The organism is Philodulcilactobacillus myokonensis (genome assembly GCF_027923585.1).
In the GTDB taxonomy this organism is placed as follows: Bacteria; Bacillota; Bacilli; order Lactobacillales; family Lactobacillaceae; genus Philodulcilactobacillus; species Philodulcilactobacillus myokonensis.
The window spans coordinates 654,830-671,697 of the sequence record NZ_BRPL01000002.1; the positions used below are offsets into that span (position 1 = coordinate 654,830).

Annotated in this window: 11 protein-coding genes, 11 tRNA genes, 3 rRNA genes, 1 riboswitch and 1 other annotated feature; of the genes, 23 read left to right on the top strand and 2 right to left on the bottom strand. The window is 36.5% G+C overall.

The window, feature by feature from the left end; all coding sequences use genetic code 11:
* Positions 1 to 33: 33 nt before the first annotated feature.
* The 6 genes from WR164_RS03460 (at position 34) to WR164_RS03485 (ending at position 5,478) form a co-directional block, all read left to right on the top strand.
* The gene (locus WR164_RS03460; RefSeq protein WP_286136169.1) at positions 34 to 1,404 is read left to right on the top strand and encodes an amino acid permease; all 1,371 of its coding nucleotides are present in this window, start codon (positions 34 to 36) and stop codon (positions 1,402 to 1,404) included.
* A gap of 63 nt (positions 1,405 to 1,467) precedes the next feature.
* Entirely contained in the window at positions 1,468 to 2,076 is a 609-nt protein-coding gene (locus WR164_RS03465; RefSeq protein WP_286136170.1) for a metallophosphoesterase, read from the top strand.
* Between the two features lie 27 nt (positions 2,077 to 2,103).
* A complete protein-coding gene (locus tag WR164_RS03470) occupies positions 2,104 to 3,486 on the top strand; it encodes a bifunctional metallophosphatase/5'-nucleotidase (protein WP_286136171.1) in 1,383 nt (460 codons plus the stop codon).
* Positions 3,487 to 3,499: 13 nt separating this feature from the next.
* Positions 3,500 to 4,069: a YutD family protein gene (locus tag WR164_RS03475; RefSeq protein WP_286136172.1), complete on the top strand. Its 570-nt coding sequence runs from the start codon at positions 3,500 to 3,502 to the stop codon at positions 4,067 to 4,069.
* Positions 4,069 to 4,842 (top strand): TIGR01457 family HAD-type hydrolase, encoded by a 774-nt coding sequence (locus tag WR164_RS03480; RefSeq protein WP_286136173.1) that lies wholly within the window; start codon positions 4,069 to 4,071, stop codon positions 4,840 to 4,842. The genes WR164_RS03475 and WR164_RS03480 overlap by 1 nt, the downstream gene beginning before the upstream one ends.
* On the top strand, positions 4,843 to 5,478 hold the full coding sequence (locus tag WR164_RS03485) for a TIGR01906 family membrane protein (protein ID WP_286136174.1): 636 nt from the start codon (positions 4,843 to 4,845) through the stop codon (positions 5,476 to 5,478).
* Here the strand turns inward: WR164_RS03485 and WR164_RS03490 are convergent.
* Positions 5,468 to 6,106, bottom strand: a complete 639-nt coding sequence (locus WR164_RS03490) for a VTT domain-containing protein (RefSeq protein ID WP_286136175.1) — start codon at positions 6,104 to 6,106, stop codon at positions 5,468 to 5,470. The genes WR164_RS03485 and WR164_RS03490 overlap by 11 nt on opposite strands.
* A 113-nt stretch (positions 6,107 to 6,219) precedes the next feature.
* On the opposite strand from WR164_RS03490, the gene WR164_RS03495 reads away from it, so the two are divergent.
* The 17 genes from WR164_RS03495 to WR164_RS03575 all read left to right on the top strand — a co-directional run bounded on the left by WR164_RS03495 (position 6,220) and on the right by WR164_RS03575 (position 15,980).
* Entirely contained in the window at positions 6,220 to 6,807 is a 588-nt protein-coding gene (locus tag WR164_RS03495) for a peptidylprolyl isomerase (RefSeq protein WP_286136176.1), read from the top strand.
* A 309-nt stretch (positions 6,808 to 7,116) separates the two neighbouring features.
* Positions 7,117 to 8,692: ribosomal RNA gene (locus WR164_RS03500) — 16S ribosomal RNA — on the top strand.
* An 83-nt stretch (positions 8,693 to 8,775) separates the two neighbouring features.
* Positions 8,776 to 8,849, top strand: a tRNA-Ile gene (locus WR164_RS03505).
* 23 nt (positions 8,850 to 8,872) lie between these two features.
* Positions 8,873 to 8,945: transfer RNA gene (locus tag WR164_RS03510), tRNA-Ala, on the top strand.
* A 174-nt stretch (positions 8,946 to 9,119) separates the two neighbouring features.
* Positions 9,120 to 12,031 (top strand): 23S ribosomal RNA (locus WR164_RS03515).
* Positions 12,032 to 12,108: 77 nt separating this feature from the next.
* Positions 12,109 to 12,225, top strand: a 5S ribosomal RNA gene (rrf, locus tag WR164_RS03520).
* The 16S, 23S and 5S rRNA genes sit together here with 11 tRNA genes alongside, the layout of an rRNA operon.
* 8 nt (positions 12,226 to 12,233) lie before the next feature.
* Positions 12,234 to 12,306, top strand: a tRNA-Asn gene (locus WR164_RS03525).
* An 8-nt stretch (positions 12,307 to 12,314) separates the two neighbouring features.
* Positions 12,315 to 12,405: transfer RNA gene (locus tag WR164_RS03530), tRNA-Ser, on the top strand.
* Between the two features lie 14 nt (positions 12,406 to 12,419).
* Positions 12,420 to 12,492, top strand: a tRNA-Glu gene (locus tag WR164_RS03535).
* Between the two features lie 19 nt (positions 12,493 to 12,511).
* Positions 12,512 to 12,586: transfer RNA gene (locus WR164_RS03540), tRNA-Asp, on the top strand.
* Positions 12,587 to 12,611: 25 nt separating this feature from the next.
* Positions 12,612 to 12,684, top strand: a tRNA-Phe gene (locus WR164_RS03545).
* Between the two features lie 5 nt (positions 12,685 to 12,689).
* Positions 12,690 to 12,772, top strand: a tRNA-Tyr gene (locus WR164_RS03550).
* A 4-nt stretch (positions 12,773 to 12,776) separates the two neighbouring features.
* Positions 12,777 to 12,847 (top strand) — tRNA-Trp (locus tag WR164_RS03555).
* 22 nt (positions 12,848 to 12,869) lie between these two features.
* Positions 12,870 to 12,940 (top strand) — tRNA-Cys (locus WR164_RS03560).
* An 18-nt stretch (positions 12,941 to 12,958) separates the two neighbouring features.
* Positions 12,959 to 13,044, top strand: a tRNA-Leu gene (locus WR164_RS03565).
* 121 nt (positions 13,045 to 13,165) lie between these two features.
* Positions 13,166 to 13,251: riboswitch (SMK box riboswitch) on the top strand.
* Positions 13,251 to 14,438: a methionine adenosyltransferase gene (gene metK / locus WR164_RS03570; protein ID WP_286136177.1), complete on the top strand. Its 1,188-nt coding sequence runs from the start codon at positions 13,251 to 13,253 to the stop codon at positions 14,436 to 14,438. (Overlaps the previous riboswitch by 1 nt.)
* 111 nt (positions 14,439 to 14,549) lie before the next feature.
* Positions 14,550 to 15,980 carry an MFS transporter gene (locus WR164_RS03575; RefSeq protein ID WP_286136178.1) on the top strand — a complete coding sequence of 477 codons (1,431 nt, stop codon included), beginning with the start codon at positions 14,550 to 14,552 and terminating at the stop codon, positions 15,978 to 15,980.
* Here WR164_RS03575 and mnmM read toward each other — a convergent pair.
* On the bottom strand, positions 15,977 to 16,540 hold the full coding sequence (mnmM, locus tag WR164_RS03580) for a tRNA 5-(aminomethyl)-2-thiouridylate-methyltransferase MnmM (RefSeq protein ID WP_286136179.1): 564 nt from the start codon (positions 16,538 to 16,540) through the stop codon (positions 15,977 to 15,979). The genes WR164_RS03575 and mnmM overlap by 4 nt on opposite strands.
* A gap of 106 nt (positions 16,541 to 16,646) precedes the next feature.
* Positions 16,647 to 16,853, top strand: a binding site (T-box leader).
* Positions 16,854 to 16,868 lie beyond the last annotated feature (15 nt).

A 16,868-nucleotide genomic window follows, 5' to 3' on the forward strand; every position in this document is an offset into this window, starting at 1 on the left:
AGTATATATTTATTAAAGAAGGTTTTTAGAGAAATGTCAGATGAACAACAAAACAACGAGCAATTATCAAGAGGGTTAAAAGCTCGTCATGTCCAGTTAATGGCCCTTGGTGGGACGATTGGAACTGGATTATTTCTAGGATCAGGGCAATCAATTCACTTAGCAGGTCCCTCTATCATTTTTGCTTATTTAATTGCTGGAATTGCTTGCTTTTTATTAATGCGTGCTTTGGGTGAACTATTGTTATCAGATCTTAATTGTCATTCATACATTGAATTTATTACTAGGTACTTAGGTCGCAAGACTGGTTTTGTTGCCGGTTGGACTTATTGGATCTGTTGGATATGTATTGCAATGGCGGAAGTAACCGCATCTGGATTATATATGCAATTCTGGTTTCCAAATTTACCACAGTGGGTTACAGGAGTCGTTTTAATTATATTACTGTTTTTATTTAATTCTTTAAATGTGGGTATTTTTGGTGAAGCTGAATTTTGGTTTGCAATTATTAAAGTAGTTGCAATCGTTATTTTAATTTTAGTCGGAATTTGGTTGGTGATTATTAATTATAAAACGCCAGTTGGTCATTCAAGTGTGATGAATCTTTTCCGTGGTGGAATTTTTCCGCATGGATTAAAAGGATTTTTACTATCATTTCAGATGGTTATTTTCAGTTTTGTTGGGATTGAAATGATTGGAATGACAACTTCTGAAACTCAGGATGCCAAAAAAGTTTTACCAGAAAGTATTAATGAGGTTCCATTAAGAATCATTTTGTTTTATGTTGGATCGTTAATTGCATTGATGTGTATTTATCCGTGGAATTACATTTCAGCATCTTCTAGTCCATTTGTTCAAGTTTTTCAAAACATTGGAATTAGATCGGCAGCTGCCATCATTAACTTTGTTGTTTTAACGGCAGCAGCTTCATCTTGTAACAGTGGTATTTTTACAACCGGTCGAATGTTATTTTCATTAGCATCGGATACGAAGTCTAATTCTAAATTTACGAGGTATTTAAAACAAATATCAAAGCATCAAATTCCAATCCATGCGATTTTTATTTCAATTATTGTGATTGCAATTTCAGTTTTAATGAACTTGCTTTTACCGGGGATTATTTTTACATTTATTTCAAGCGTTGCAACAACGTGTTTCTTATTTATTTGGGGGACAATTATTGTTTCACATCTTAAATATCGTCAAAAAGTTACCAAAAATAATGATGAAAATAAGCTTACATTCAAGGAACCATTTTATCCATATTCGGACTATTTTGTTTTAATTTTCTTCGCTTTTGTTGGTATCATCTTATTATTTAAAACTGAAACACTAATTGCATTAATTGGATCGGTCATTTGGTTGATTTTATTGTATGTCATTATTAGCATGAAAAGAGAATAGTAATTTAAAATCCTAATCATAATTAGGATTTTTTTGTATTTGAAATTAAAGGAAGGAATCTTAATGCAATATTTTACAGCAGATACTCATTTCTTTGATAAATATTTATTGGGAATTGATAATTTTGCACCGCGGCCTTTTAAAACCGTTGATGAAATGAATCAAACAATTATTGATAACTGGAATCAACGTGTTAAACCGGATGATACAGTCTATCATTTGGGTGATATTGCAGTGTATTTTACCCATCCAGCAGTTTTATCTAACCAGGCTGTTTTTAGTGTTTTAAAACAATTAAATGGTCATTTGATTTTAATTAAGGGTAATCATGATAGCCGTAGTTTATTTAAATATTTAGCTAACCATAATTTTGATGTTGATGGGAAGCCAAAATTTCAATTTCATGACGTTGGGGCTTTAATTAAGTTTAATCATTGTCAGTATTATATGACCCATTACCCAATGTTGCTTGGAATTGTAAAACAAATTATTAATTTACATGGGCATATTCACCACAATTCAATTCCAATTAAGGAAAACATTAATGTTGGGATTGATACTCCAGAAGTACAATATTTAGATCATAAAATTTCATTTGGGACGCCTTTTTCTGAACAAGAAATTGAACAAATGGTAAGAGGTAAAGCAATTGATTTTGATAAGCGTCAATGATAATTTAAAATAAAAAGGGTGACTTAAATGGATGAAAAAATTGCAATTTTACACACTAATGATTTGCATTCACATTTTGAAAACTGGCCTAAAATTAGACGTTATTTAGTTCATCAGAAAGCCGTTTTAGAAAAACAAGGGTACTTTGTGTTAACGGTAGACGATGGGGATGCAATTGATCATTTTCATCCGTTAACTGATGCAACTGCCGGGCAAGCTAACGTTAAATTACTAAATCAGGTTCATTATGATGCCGCAACGATCGGTAATAATGAAGGACTCACTAATACCCATAATCAATTGAACCATTTATATGATCATGCTAATTTTAATATTATTTTAGATAATTTAATTGATAAGACGACTAACCAAAAACCTAAGTGGGCAATTCCAAGTAAAACCATTGAAACACCAAATCATACTAGAATTATGATCTTAGGGTTAACCGTTCCATATGCAACTTATCGTTTGTTAGGATGGGATCCAATGACTCCTAAACAGGTGATGCCAAAATTAGCCAAAAAAATTGATGGTAAGGCTGATGTTACAATTTTATTGTCACATCTAGGAATTTTCACCGACCGTAAGATTGCAAAGCATAATTCTTTATTCGATGTGATCATTGGTGGACATACCCACCATTTACTAGTTCATGGTGAAGAAATCAACCGGACAATGTTAGCAGCAGCTCAAAAGTATGGTCATTATGTTGGGTGTGTTAAATTGACATTAAAACACCATCATGTCGAAAGTAGGGAAGCTTCTGTCGTGAAAACAAGTGATTTACCTGAACAATCTGGTGATAAAACTGAAATTAATCATTATATTGAACTTGGTAATCATTTATTGGCAAATCAGAAAATAGCTTATTTGCCAACTGAATTGAAAGCTAATTTATTGAAACGCAATCAAATGATAAACATTGGGTTAAAGGCTTTAAGTGCCAAAGCGCATACTGATGCAGCGGTGATTAATTCTGGATTATTTTTGCGTAATTTGCCAGCTGGAATCATCAACATGAATTATTTGCACCAGTTATTACCACATAACATGCATGTTGTTAGAACAACTTTAACCGGGTATAATTTAAACCGTTTGGTTCAGGAAATGGAAAAAAATAAGCGTTTTCTAGTTAAATTCCAACAAAAAGGAATGGGATTTCGTGGCAAGTATTTTGGTAAATTAAATTATCTGGGAATTAAATATGACGATAAGAAACAACGGACCATTTTTAATGGTAGACCGGTTGAAAATGATAAGACGTATTCAATTGCGTTATTAGATCATTATATTTATATTCCGTTCTTCCCAACCGTTCAAATTGCTGGAGATAACCATATTTTTTATGATCAAAATTTAAGAGAGGTTTTTGCTGATTACTTAGGTAAAGCTTATCCTCTTAATAAATAAACGAGGTGTTTTTGTGAATCGAAAAAGTATTGAGGAATTAATTGAAGAAAATGTGAAACAGGAGCGTCCATTAGCGGATGTAAAACAATTAACAGAAAACAAGTTAACCATTAATGGCCATCACTACGAAATTGTTGCTAATCCTTCTGATAGCTTTGAAATTGATCAATTTCAAAGAAAGTATAATCCCATGCTTAGTAAGTACGATTTTATTGTGGGAGACATTAGCTTTGATCAATTAAGATTAAAAGGATTTTATGCTGATAGTAGAGAAGTTAATAACAATGGTAAAATTAGTTCTTTACAGGATTATTTAATGGAATATTGTAATTTTGGTGTTCATTATTACGTTTTATGTAATTTGGAAGTAATTAAAAAACATTTTGTTACCCATCGCAAAAAGCGACTTTACCAAAATGGCAAGAAATTTAAAATTAAGGGTAAACACATTCGAATTAGACGACGAGTGGGTAAGCGCCGAACATCTGCCGTTGAAAATAAGCGGGGACGAATGGTTGTAACCAAATCGAAAGGTAGGGGTCGGCATCATTTTACGATTCGACAAAAAAAGGTTAGGAAGTAATGGATTTGACTTATAGAGGATATTTTATCGATCTTGATGGAACAATATATGCAGGAAAGCACCGTATTCCAGCTGCTAAAAGATTTATTGACCGTTTAAAGCATAATCACATTCCATTTCTATTTGTAACCAATAACACCACTAAAATGCCATCTGATGTTGTGTCCAATTTATCTAAAAATCATGATATTCACGTTAAAGATAGTAATGTTTATACAGCTGGATTGGCAACTGCTGATTATCTGGATCAGAATGCTTCTAAAAAACGGACGGTTTATGTTATCGGAGAAGAAGGACTAAACCAAGCTTTGATAAGGAAGGGGTTTCACATTACTTCTGATCATCCTAACTATGTTGTTGTGGGATTAGATCGAAACGTTACGTATGAAAAATTTTGTTTAGCCACCTTAGCAATTCAACATGGTGCGACCTTTATCGGTACTAATTCTGATACAAATATACCAAATGAACGTGGGATGTTACCTGGTGCTGGTTCCTTGGTTGAAATGGTTAAATATGCAACTCAAAAACAACCAATCTTAATTGGAAAACCAAAAACAATTATTTTAAAAAATGCTTTAAAATTAATTGGATTAAGAAAATCAGATGTTGTTATGGTCGGCGATAACTACATGACTGACATTATGGCAGGAATTAATTTTGGCATTGATACATTGTTAGTATATACGGGGGTTTCCACTAAGAATCAGGTCAGTAACATGAAGAAAAAGCCAACCCATGAAATTGATTCACTGGATGAGTGGACAATATAAATGGATCACTCATTCAGATTTAATATTATGTTTTTAACCATGATAATTAATATTATTACATTTTCAATTTTTTTAACTGTTAATTCACCATGGTTGTATTATCTTAATATTTGTTATTTACATGTTGGAAATAATTTGGGATTAAATCATTTTCAATTAATGCACGTTTATTTTCAAATGATTGGTTTTATTCAAATTCCGTGGGAACATCATTTTAATTTGATATATTTAAAATCATCTATGAAAGCAATTCAGCATTTTAAGGATGTAAAAAGATTAATTTTATTTAATCATGGTCTAATGCTAATTACATTTCCATTTTCAATTCATTTTTATATTCAACTTATGAAAAGAAAAATGACATGGCTACTGATTTCACCATGTCAAAAATTATTATCATTTATTTTTATTTTATTGCTTCTATTTGGATTAGATTTTAATGATTTGTTTATTGCTTTTCATCGATTGATGTTTCGTAATCTAGATTGGGTCTTTAATTCTAAAGCTGATCCAATTATAAATGCATTACCGAATTCGTTGTTTTTTCAATATTTTATGATGTTTTTCGGCATTCTGCTTTTGATTTTGGTTCTAATTGTATTTAATGCAAAACATGATTTACGGTCTATTTCTTAGTGCAGGCTTTTAATAACCCAATAATTGATGGTAATAAAGAAACTACGATGATTCCTATGATGATTAATGAGAAATGGCTCTGAATAAATGGAATATTACCAAAGAAATACCCACTTAAGCAAAACAATAATGTCCAGGTGATACAAGCAGGCCAATTATATTTAATAAATCCTTTGTATTTAATTTCACTGCTTGCTGCAATAAATGGAGCAAGAGTTCGAATTAATGGGATAAATCTAGCTAGAAACAGTGATTCGGTTCCATTTTGTTTAATAAAATCTTTGACCCTTTGTAAACTTGAAGGGCCAATTAATTTTTTAACTAGTTTATGGTTTAACAGCTTAATTCCTACTTTTTTACCAATTTCAAAATTACAAGAATCACCTAATAGTGAACCAAATAAAGTAATCAGTAATAATACAATTATACTTAAGTGATATCTACTATCTGCGGTTAAAGCCGCTGCAGCAAAAATTAGTGAATCACCGGGTAGAAATGGGAATATAACTGCACCTGTTTCTATAAAAGTAATAAGAAGTATAATTAAATATGTCCAATTACCAAAAAGATTAACAATGTTTACTAAATGCTCGTTAATGTGTAATATAAAATTAATTAAATTTTCCATTGTGTAGCTCCTTTTCAAATTAAAAACAACATTTTAATTTTAACAAAAAAACATATAATGTTATAGTTGTATAATGTTAGTTATAAATAAAAAATAAAATTTTGGAGGTAAACATGAATACTTATCCTCAATTATCGTTAAATAATCAAAATGGCCCTAAGGCTACGATTAATACAAATTTGGGTTCAATTAAAATTCAATTGTTTCCCAAACATGCTCCTAAGACTGTAGAAAATTTTAGAGAGTTATCAAATGCTGGTTACTATGATCATAGTAACTTTCATCGTGTTATAAAGGATTTTATGATTCAGGGTGGAGATCCAACTGGAACTGGTTCAGGTGGAGAAAGTATTTGGAATCATCCTTTTGAAGACGAATTTTCTTCTGAACTATATAACTTAAGAGGAGCACTTTCAATGGCAAATGCTGGCCCTAATACTAATGGAAGTCAATTTTTTATTGTTCAAAACAAAACGGTTAATGATAAATTAATTAAGCAAATGAAAGATGCTGCTTTTCCTAAAGATATTATTGAAGCTTATCATAAAATGGGTGGTGCACCCTGGCTTGATTTTCGTCATACTGTTTTTGGCCAGGTAATTGAGGGGATGGATGTAGTTGATAAAATTGCTGAGATTCCCGTTGATAATGATGATCGTCCTAAAAAAGATGTTATTATAAAAAATATTAAAATAAAATAAATAACATATTGACTGTTTTAATATTTTTTGATATTATTATTCATGTTGCTTAATTGGTATTTTATATTAATTTCATATTTAATTATATCAATTAGTAGTTGACATTTATTTTATGTGATGATATTATTATTTATGTTGCGTTATAGCAATACTTTTAATAAGTAGGTCTTTGAAAACTGAACAAGATATTTAAACAACCTAAGATGTGTAAGGTGTTTTATATTTATATAAAACAAACAAACTTATGCGAACGAAGTTAATTCGTTTTTAATTATTTTAAGAAGAGCTTTGTATTAAACTTTTCATTTTTAAAATGAGAGTTTGATCCTGGCTCAGGACGAACGCTGGCGGCATGCCTAATACATGCAAGTCGAACGAGGTTTCCTTAATGATAGTTGGTGCTTGCATCAATTTGACTTAAGATCTAACCGAGTGGCGAACTGGTGAGTAACACGTGGGTAACCTGCCCTGAAGTAGGGGATAACATTTGGAAACAAATGCTAATACCGTATAACAACATAAACCACATGGTCTATGTTTGAAAGATGGCTCTGCTATCGCTTTTGGATGGACCCGCGGCGTATTAGCTAGTTGGTGGGATAATGGCTCACCAAGGCGATGATACGTAGCCGACCTGAGAGGGTAATCGGCCACATTGGAACTGAGACACGGTCCAGACTCCTACGGGAGGCAGCAGTAGGGAATCTTTCACAATGGACGAAAGTCTGATGAAGCAATGCCGCGTGAGTGATGAAGGGTTTCGGCTCGTAAAGCTCTGTTGTTAGAGAAGAACAGGTGTAAGAGTAACTGTTTACATCTCGACGGTATCTAACCAGAAAGTCACGGCTAACTACGTGCCAGCAGCCGCGGTAATACGTAGGTGGCAAGCGTTGTCCGGATTTATTGGGCGTAAAGTGAGCGCAGGCGGTTTTTTAAGTCTAATGTGAAAGCCTTCGGCTTAACCGAAGAAGTGCATTGGAAACTAAGAAACTTGAGTGCAGAAAAGGATAGTGGAACTCCATGTGTAGCGGTGAAATGCGTAGATATATGGAAGAACACCAGTGGCGAAGGCGGCTATCTGGTCTGTTACTGACGTTGAGGCTCGAAAGCATGGGTAGCGAACAGGATTAGATACCCTGGTAGTCCATGCCGTAAACGATGAATGCTAGGTGTTAGAGGATTTCCGTCCTTTAGTGCCGCAGCTAACGCATTAAGCATTCCGCCTGGGGAGTACGACCGCAAGGTTGAAACTCAAAGGAATTGACGGGGGCCCGCACAAGTGGTGGAGCATGTGGTTTAATTCGATGCTACGCGAAGAACCTTACCAGGTCTTGACATCTTTCTGCTAGCCTAAGAGATTAGGTGTTCCCTTCGGGGACAGATTGACAGGTGGTGCATGGTTGTCGTCAGCTCGTGTCGTGAGATGTTGGGTTAAGTCCCGCAACGAGCGCAACCCTTATTATCAGTTGCCAGCATTCAGTTGGGCACTCTGGTGAGACTGCCGGTGATAAACCGGAGGAAGGCGGGGATGACGTCTAATCATCATGCCCCTTACGACCTGGGCTACACACGTGCTACAATGGACAGTACAAAGAGTTGCAAAACCGCGAGGTCAAGCAAATCCCATAAAGCTGTTCTCAGTTCGGATTGCAGGCTGCAACTCGCCTGCATGAAGTTGGAATCACTAGTAATCGTGGATCAGAATGCCACGGTGAATACGTTCTCAGGCCTTGTACATACCGCCCGTCACACCATGAGAGTTTGTAACACCCAAAGCCGGTGATGTAACCCTTCGGGGAACTAGCCGTCTAAGGTGGGACAGATGATTAGGGTGAAGTCGTAACAAGGTAGCCGTAGGAGAACCTGCGGCTGGATCACCTCCTTTCTAAGGATTTAATTCGGAAACTTACACATGTTGTGCAAATGTCTTGTTTAGTTTTGAGAGGCCTACTGGCATCGCGTTTTGTTGGGCCTATAGCTCAGTTGGTCAGAGCGCACGCCTGATAAGCGTGAGGTCGATGGTTCGAGTCCAGCTAGGCCCATTTAACGGTCTGACCGTAATATTGGGGAATTAGCTCAGTTGGGAGAGCACCTGCTTTGCAAGCAGGAGGTCAACGGTTCGAACCCGTTATTCTCCATTGACATTTCATTGTCATACTTTGTTCTTTGAAAACTAGATAATATTAATTTCTATTGAATTGATAATTTATATAATTATTCAATTTCAACCGAGAACACCGTGTTATTTTGAGTTCAATAAATATATTTTCGTAATTACTCAATTAACCAAAAGCGCCACGTAGTGGCAATTAGGTTAAGTTATGAAGGGCGCATGGTGGATGCCTTGGCACTAGAAGCCGATGAAGGACGTGACTAACAGCGATATGCTTCGGAGAGCTGTACGTAAGCTTTGATCCGGAGATTTCCGAATGAGGAAACTCAATAGCTTTAACGAGTTATTATTGATTAAACTTAGTTTAATCAAAGGTAAACGTGGGGAACTGAAACATCTCAGTACCCGCAGGAAAATAAAGAAATTTCGATTCCCTTAGTAGCGGCGAGCGAACGGGGAACAGCCCAAACCAACGAGCTTGCTCGTTGGGGTTGTAGGACTGAACATTTGAGTTACCAAAGATTTTAATAACTGAAAAACCTGGAAAGGTTTGCCAAAGTGGGTGACAGCCCCGTAAGTGAAATTAAAATCCCTCAGTTCAGGATCCTGAGTACGGCGATACACGTGAAACATCGTCGGAATCCGGGAGGACCATCTCCCAAGGCTAAATACTAACTAGTGACCGATAGTGAACCAGTACCGTGAGGGAAAGGTGAAAAGCACCCCGGAAGGGGAGTGAAATAGTTCTTGAAACCATGTGCCTACAAGCAGTTAGAGCCCGTTAACGGGTGATAGCGTGCCTCTTGCAGAATGAACCGGCGAGTTATGATTACATGCAAGGTTAAGATGATAAGTCGGAGCCGCAGCGAAAGCGAGTCTGAAACGGGCGTTTCAGTATGTAATGATAGACCCGAAACCAGGTGATCTACCCATGTCCAGGATGAAAGTGCGGTAAAACGCACCGGAGGTCCGAACTTGTGTACGTTGAAAAGTGCTAAGATGAGATGTGGGTAGCGGTGAAATTCCAAACGAACTTGGAGATAGCTGGTTCTCTCCGAAATAGCTTTAGGGTTAGCCTTGGAGTTGAGAATCATGGAGGTAGAGCGACTGTTTAGACGAGGGGCTCATCTTGAGTTACTAAGTTTAGATAAACTCCGAAGCCCATTGATTTATATCCAGGAGTCAGACGATGAGTGATAAGATCCACCGTCGAAAGGGAAACAGCCCAGACCACCAATTAAGGTCCCTAAATACATGCTAAGTGGAAAAGGAAGTGGAGTTGCATAGACAACTAGGATGTTGGCTCAGAAGCAGCCATCATTTAAAGAGTGCGTAATAGCTCACTAGTCGAGTGATTTTGCGCCGAAAATTTACCGGGGCTAAGCATGTTACCGAGATTGTGGACGTGACTTCGTCACGTGATAGGAGAGCGTTCTAAGTGCATTGAAGCAGGATCGTAAGAACTTGTGGAGTGCTTAGAAGTGAGAATGCCGGTATGAGTAGCGAAAAACCAGTGAGAATCTGGTTCACCGAATGACTAAGGTTTCCTGGGGAAGGCTCGTCCTCCCAGGGTTAGTCGGGACCTAAGCCCAGGCCGAAAGGCGTAGGCGATGGATAACAGGTTGAGATTCCTGTACTAGTTAGTTGTGCTTGAACGATGGAAGGACATAGGAGGCTAAGTTATGCATGCCGTTGGATGTGCATGTTCAAACTGTAAGTCAGGTCATGAGTCAAATGCTTATGACCGGGTTGACAAGCAGTGATGAGGACTGAAGTTTAGTAAGGAAGTAACTGACGTCACACTATCGAGAAAAGTTTCTAGTGAGCAATTAATTACCCGTACCACAAACCGACACAGGTAGTCGAGGAGAGTATCCTAAGGTGAGCGAGTGAACCCTCGTTAAGGAACTCGGCAAAATGACCCCGTAACTTCGGGAGAAGGGGTGCTGCACGCAAGTGCAGCCGCAGTGAAAAGGCTCAGGCGACTGTTTATTAAAAACACAGGTTTTTGCAAAATCGTAAGATGAAGTATAAGGGCTGACACCTGCCCGGTGCTGGAAGGTTAAATGGATGAGTTAGCTTCGGCGAAGCTCAGAAATGAAGCCCCAGTAAACGGCGGCCGTAACTATAACGGTCCTAAGGTAGCGAAATTCCTTGTCGGGTAAGTTCCGACCCGCACGAAAGGTGTAACGATCTGAGCGCTGTCTCAACGAGGGACTCGGTGAAATTGAGATACCTGTGAAGAAGCAGGTTACCCGCGACAGGACGGAAAGACCCCATGGAGCTTTACTGTAGCTTGATATTGGGTGTTGACATGACTTGTACAGGATAGGTAGGAGCCGTAGAAACCGGAACGTTAGTTTCGGTGGAGGCGTTGTTGGGATACTACCCTTGTTGTGTGGACACTCTAACCCGCGCCACTAATCGTGGCGGGAGACAGTGTCAGGTTGGCAGTTTGACTGGGGCGGTCGCCTCCTAAATTGTAACGGAGGCGCTCAAAGGTTCCCTCAGAATGGTTGGAAATCATTCATTGAGTGTAAAGGCATAAGGGAGCTTGACTGTGAGACATACAAGTCGAACAGGGACAAAAGTCGGACTTAGTGATCCGGTGGTTCCATATGGAAGGGCCATCGCTCAACGGATAAAAGCTACCCTGGGGATAACAGGCTTATCTCCCCCAAGAGTTCATATCGACGGGGAGGTTTGGCACCTCGATGTCGGCTCATCGCATCCTGGGGCTGTAGTTGGTCCCAAGGGTTGGGCTGTTCGCCCATTAAAGCGGTACGCGAGCTGGGTTTAGAACGTCGTGAGACAGTTCGGTCCCTATCCGTCGCGGGCGCAGGAAATTTGAGAGGATCTATCCTTAGTACGAGAGGACCGGGATGGACATACCGCTGGTGTATCAGTTGTGCCGCCAGGCGCACTGCTGAGTAGCTATGTATGGATAAGATAAACGCTGAAAGCATCTAAGTGTGAAACTTACCTCAAGATGAGATTTCCCATTTCTTCGTAAAGTAAGATCCCTGAAAGATGATCAGGTAGATAGGCTAGAAGTGGCAGTGCAGTGATGCATGAAGCGGACTAGTACTAATCGATCGAGGACTTAACCACAAAAGGTGGAACGGTTGAAGTTAGGAATTAATATTAGCTAGTTTTGAGAGAACGAAGTTCTCTGAACAATTAAATAGTGTGGTGGCGATAGCTAGAAGGATACACCTGTAACCATGCCGAACACAGTAGTTAAGCTTCTAAACGCCAAAAATAGTTGGGGGATCGCCCCTTGCGAAGATAGGACGTTGCCACGCGATTTTATTCCGGCATAGCTCAGTTGGTAGAGCACTTGACTGTTAATCAGGTTGTCGTCAGTTCGAGTCTGACTGCCGGAGTAATTTATGGAGAGTTGTCCGAGTGGCTGATGGAGCATCATTGGAAATGATGTAAACGGGTAAATGCCTGTTTCGAGGGTTCGAATCCCTCACTCTCCGTATTTATTTATTATGACCCGTTAGTCAAGCGGTTTAAGACACTGCCCTTTCACGGCAGTAACATGGGTTCGAATCCCGTACGGGTCATTGTTTTTAAATATTTTTTGGTCCGTTGGTCCAGTTGGTTTAAGACGCCTGCCTGTCACGCAGGAGGTCGCGGGTTCGAGCCTCGCACGGACCGTTACATTTATATATTATTAAATTATGGCTCGGTAGCTCAGTTGGTAGAGCAACGGATTGAAGCTTCGTGTGTCGGCAGTTCGATTCTGTCCCGAGCCATTTTTGGAGGAGTAGCGAAGTCTGGTTAAACGCGGCGGACCGTAAATCCGCTCCTTCGGGTTCGATGGTTCAAATCCATTCTCCTCCATAATAGGGATATAGTTTAATGGTAGAATACCGGTCCCCAAAACCGTTGATGCGGGTTCGATTCCTGTTATCCCTGTTTAATTACTTAGATATATAATGGCGGTATAGCCAAGTGGTAAGGCAGAGGTCTGCAAAACCTTTATCATCGGTTCAAATCCGATTACCGCCTTTATTTTATCTTATCCATGCCGGAGTGGCGGAACTGGCAGACGCGCTGGACTCAAAATCCCGTGGTCTTTATTGACCGTGTGGGTTCGAACCCCACCTCCGGCATTTTAGATTTTAGATAGATGAAATTGAAACGTTGAATTGTGTATTAGCAATTTAACGTTTTTTATTTTTTATATTCTTTAAAATTAACCTTTTAAAATGATTGATTTTATGCTATTCTTATAAGAGTTATAAGTGTATATTCCCGATAGGATTCACTTTTATGTGAAGATGCCTTGTAACCAAATCAATTAGGGGGAATAATTAAAGTGGAAAAACATTTATTTACTTCAGAATCCGTTTCTGAAGGACATCCAGATAAAATTGCTGATCAAATTAGTGATGCAATTTTAGATGCACTATTAAAAAAAGATCCAAATGCAAGAGTAGCATGTGAAACATCTGTTACTACTGGTTTAGTATTAGTTTTTGGAGAAATTTCAACTACCGCTTATGTTAATATTCAAAAAATTGTTAGAAAAACAATTGATCGAATTGGGTATGACGATTCTCAATATGGTTTTGATGGTAACACTTGTGCAGTCATTGTAGCTTTAGATGAACAATCATCTGATATTGCACAGGGCGTTGATGACTCCTTAGAAGATCGTGAAGGTAATAAGGATAAATTAGATCAAATCGGTGCCGGCGATCAAGGGATTATGTTTGGATATGCGGTTGATGAAACTCCTGAATTGATGCCATTACCAATTTCATTAGCTCACAAATTAATGCGTAAAACTGCTGAAGTTAGAAAGAATCATACGATCCCTTATTTAAGACCTGATGCTAAATCAGAAGTAACGGTTGAATATGATGATAATGATAAGCCATTTAGAGTTGATACCATTGTTTTAAGTACACAACATGATCCTGACGCTTCTTTAGATCAAATTAAAAAAGATGTTAAAGAAAAAATTATTAAGGCTGTAATTCCTAGTAATTTGTTAGATGATAAAACTAAATATTTTGTTAATCCAACTGGTCGTTTTGTCATTGGTGGACCTAAAGGTGATGCTGGTTTAACTGGCCGAAAAATTATTGTTGATACTTATGGTGGGGCAGCTCATCATGGTGGAGGTGCCTTTTCAGGTAAAGATCCTACTAAAGTTGATCGTTCTGCATCATACGCAGCAAGGTACATTGCTAAAAACATTGTTGCTGCAAAATTAGCTCACAAAGTAGAGATTCAAATTGCCTATGCAATTGGAGTTGCACAACCAGTATCCATCTCAATCAATACTTTTGGAACTTCGAAAGTTTCAGAGAATGATTTAGTTAAGGCAGTTAGAAATATTTTTGATTTAAGACCGGCTGGAATTATTAAAATGTTAAATTTAAAGCGGCCAATTTATGAACAAACTGCTGCTTACGGTCACTTTGGTAGGGATGATATTGACTTACCTTGGGAACATACCGATAAAGTAGATGCATTAAAGAAATATTTTAATAAATAATTTAAGATGAAATATAATAAAAAGCGACCTCTGATTGTTATTAATAACAATTTGAAGTCGCTTTTTTAGGAGGTATTAATTATTAACCCCAAAGTAAGTAATTTTATTGTAATGATAACGCTATTTTTAGCTACTTTTATTAGTTCAATTGAGAGTAATATTATATCAACAGCAATGCCAACAATTATTGGTGATTTGCATGGGGTTGATATTATGAATTGGGCATTTTCTGGTTTTTTACTAGCCGGATTGATTGCTACCCCAGTTTATGGAAAACTTTCTGATTTATTAGGAAGAAAATTTGTTTTCATAACTGGAATTTTAATTTTTATTATTGCTTCACTATGGATTAGTTTATCTAGTTCGATGGGGATGTTAGTTCTTGGTAGGGTTATTCAAGGAATAGGAGCTGGCGTTGTTATGCCAATTTCCTACGCAATTATTGCAGATACCTATGAGTTCCATAAACGAGCCCAAATGATTGGATTAAACGGAGCAATCTGGAGTTTTACTTTTATACTATCTCCATTACTTGGTGGATTTATTGTCGATCATTTCAATTGGCGCATTATTTTTATCATTGCAATTCCAATTGGTATTATTATTATGATTTTGATTCAAATCTTTTTAGATAATCATCCAACCAAAAAGAAATATCATTTTGATTATTTAGGAATTATTTTAATTTCAATTTCATTGCTCTCATTTATGATTATTTTACAAATGCTGAGTCGCAATTTAGTAATTGATGCACAAATTGCAACGTATTTTATGATTGATACTATTTCAACTTTATTATTTATCCGTCATGAACATTTAACTTCCGATCCGATTGTGCCAACTTCAATGTTTGGAAATCATCAATTTGTTTTGCCTAATGTTCTTAGTTTTATGACAAGTGGTTTTTTAATGCTGTTTAATATTTATCTTCCTGAGTGGATTCAGGGACTATTGGGGTTAAGTGCTTCATCAGTTGGGATTATCATTCTAATTGGTTCAATCTTTTGGATTTTAGGTTCATTTATGACTGGATGGTTATTGAAAATATTACGTTCTAAATTTGTAGCTGGAATTGGCATTATTGTTTTAACTGCAGGTGCAATCTTATTAGCTTTTATGAATCAAAATACATCAATTCTCTGGTTAATCATCATCATATCTATCTGTGAATTAGGAATTGGAATTGTGATTACAATGTCTACGACAATTGTCCAGAGCAAGGTCCACACAGATAATATTGGTGCTGCAACATCATTTAATACCGTTAGTAAAACATTAGGACAAGTTGTAATGACATTGTTATTTGGAATTGTCTCCAATATTTCAATGAAAATTAAGATTGTCCAAACACCAAAATCAAGTTTTAAAATTATGAACCAATTAATTAATCCGAGAAAAATTCATTTAATTAATCCAAAATTGATTCCAAATTTACGTGCAATTTTATATTTTGCAATTCATAATGTTTTCATTATGGCTTCTTTTTTGATTATTCTAACTTGTATTTTTTACTTTATTGACCAAAGAAAAGGGCTAAATTAACGTTTCTGAATTGCAATTAAAATTGGTGGTTCATTTACTTGATTAATGAACTGATATTTTAAAACGTTATATTTTTTCTGATCTAAATGACTTGTAAAAGATTCAATATGATTTTTTTCATCAATGCCACCTGGATGACCATAATAAATTACTAGAATTACCATACCATTAGTTTTTAGTAATTTTAAGCATGCTTGGATCGCTTTAATAGTTGTATTAGCATGGGTAATAATTTTTTTATTACCACCAGGTAAATAGCCAAGATTAAAAATAGCAGCTTTAATTTGTTTCTGGCCTAATAATTTGAAAATTTGATCGTGACTAGTTTGAAAAAGTGTGACACAGTTCTCTTTTTTATGACTTTGAAGTTTATTTTTAGTATTATTAATTGCTAATTTTTGGATGTCAAAACCATAAACGTGACCAGTTTTACCAACTAATTTTGATAGGAAAAGTGTGTCATTACCATTACCGACGGTTGCATCAATTGCTGTGTCTCCATAATTAATGTTATTTTCTAACAGATAGTGACTGAATTTTAGTGATGAATTTAATTTCATTTTAAATTAATCCTTTCATTTTTGATACTACTAATATTATATCATTATTAGTAATGAGCTTGATTTTAAATAATGACTTTGGTATGATTGTTAGTAATAATTAATATATTAAATTTTGATGTGAATTAGTAAATTAAATTTTTTTTCAGAGACTAAATGGTTGGTGTGAATTTAGATAATATTTAATCGAACTCGTCACTGAATGTCTAATTGAAATATTGAGTAGGTTAGACCGTTTTTCCTCGTTATGGAATTTCAAGAGTCTCATTTTGAGAAAAATAGGTGGCACCGCGGAATAATATTCGTCCTAAGGAAATTGTTATATTTC

Coding starts and splice junctions, on each gene's coding strand:
- WR164_RS03460 (WP_286136169.1), top strand. CDS start 34: ATGTCAGATGAACAACAAAACAACGAGCAATTATCAAGAGGGTTAAAA.
- WR164_RS03465 (WP_286136170.1), top strand. CDS start 1,468: ATGCAATATTTTACAGCAGATACTCATTTCTTTGATAAATATTTATTG.
- WR164_RS03470 (WP_286136171.1), top strand. CDS start 2,104: ATGGATGAAAAAATTGCAATTTTACACACTAATGATTTGCATTCACAT.
- WR164_RS03480 (WP_286136173.1), top strand. CDS start 4,069: ATGGATTTGACTTATAGAGGATATTTTATCGATCTTGATGGAACAATA.
- WR164_RS03485 (WP_286136174.1), top strand. CDS start 4,843: ATGGATCACTCATTCAGATTTAATATTATGTTTTTAACCATGATAATT.
- WR164_RS03490 (WP_286136175.1), bottom strand. CDS start 6,106: ATGGAAAATTTAATTAATTTTATATTACACATTAACGAGCATTTAGTA.
- WR164_RS03495 (WP_286136176.1), top strand. CDS start 6,220: ATGAATACTTATCCTCAATTATCGTTAAATAATCAAAATGGCCCTAAG.
- WR164_RS03575 (WP_286136178.1), top strand. CDS start 14,550: ATGATAACGCTATTTTTAGCTACTTTTATTAGTTCAATTGAGAGTAAT.
- mnmM (WP_286136179.1), bottom strand. CDS start 16,540: ATGAAATTAAATTCATCACTAAAATTCAGTCACTATCTGTTAGAAAAT.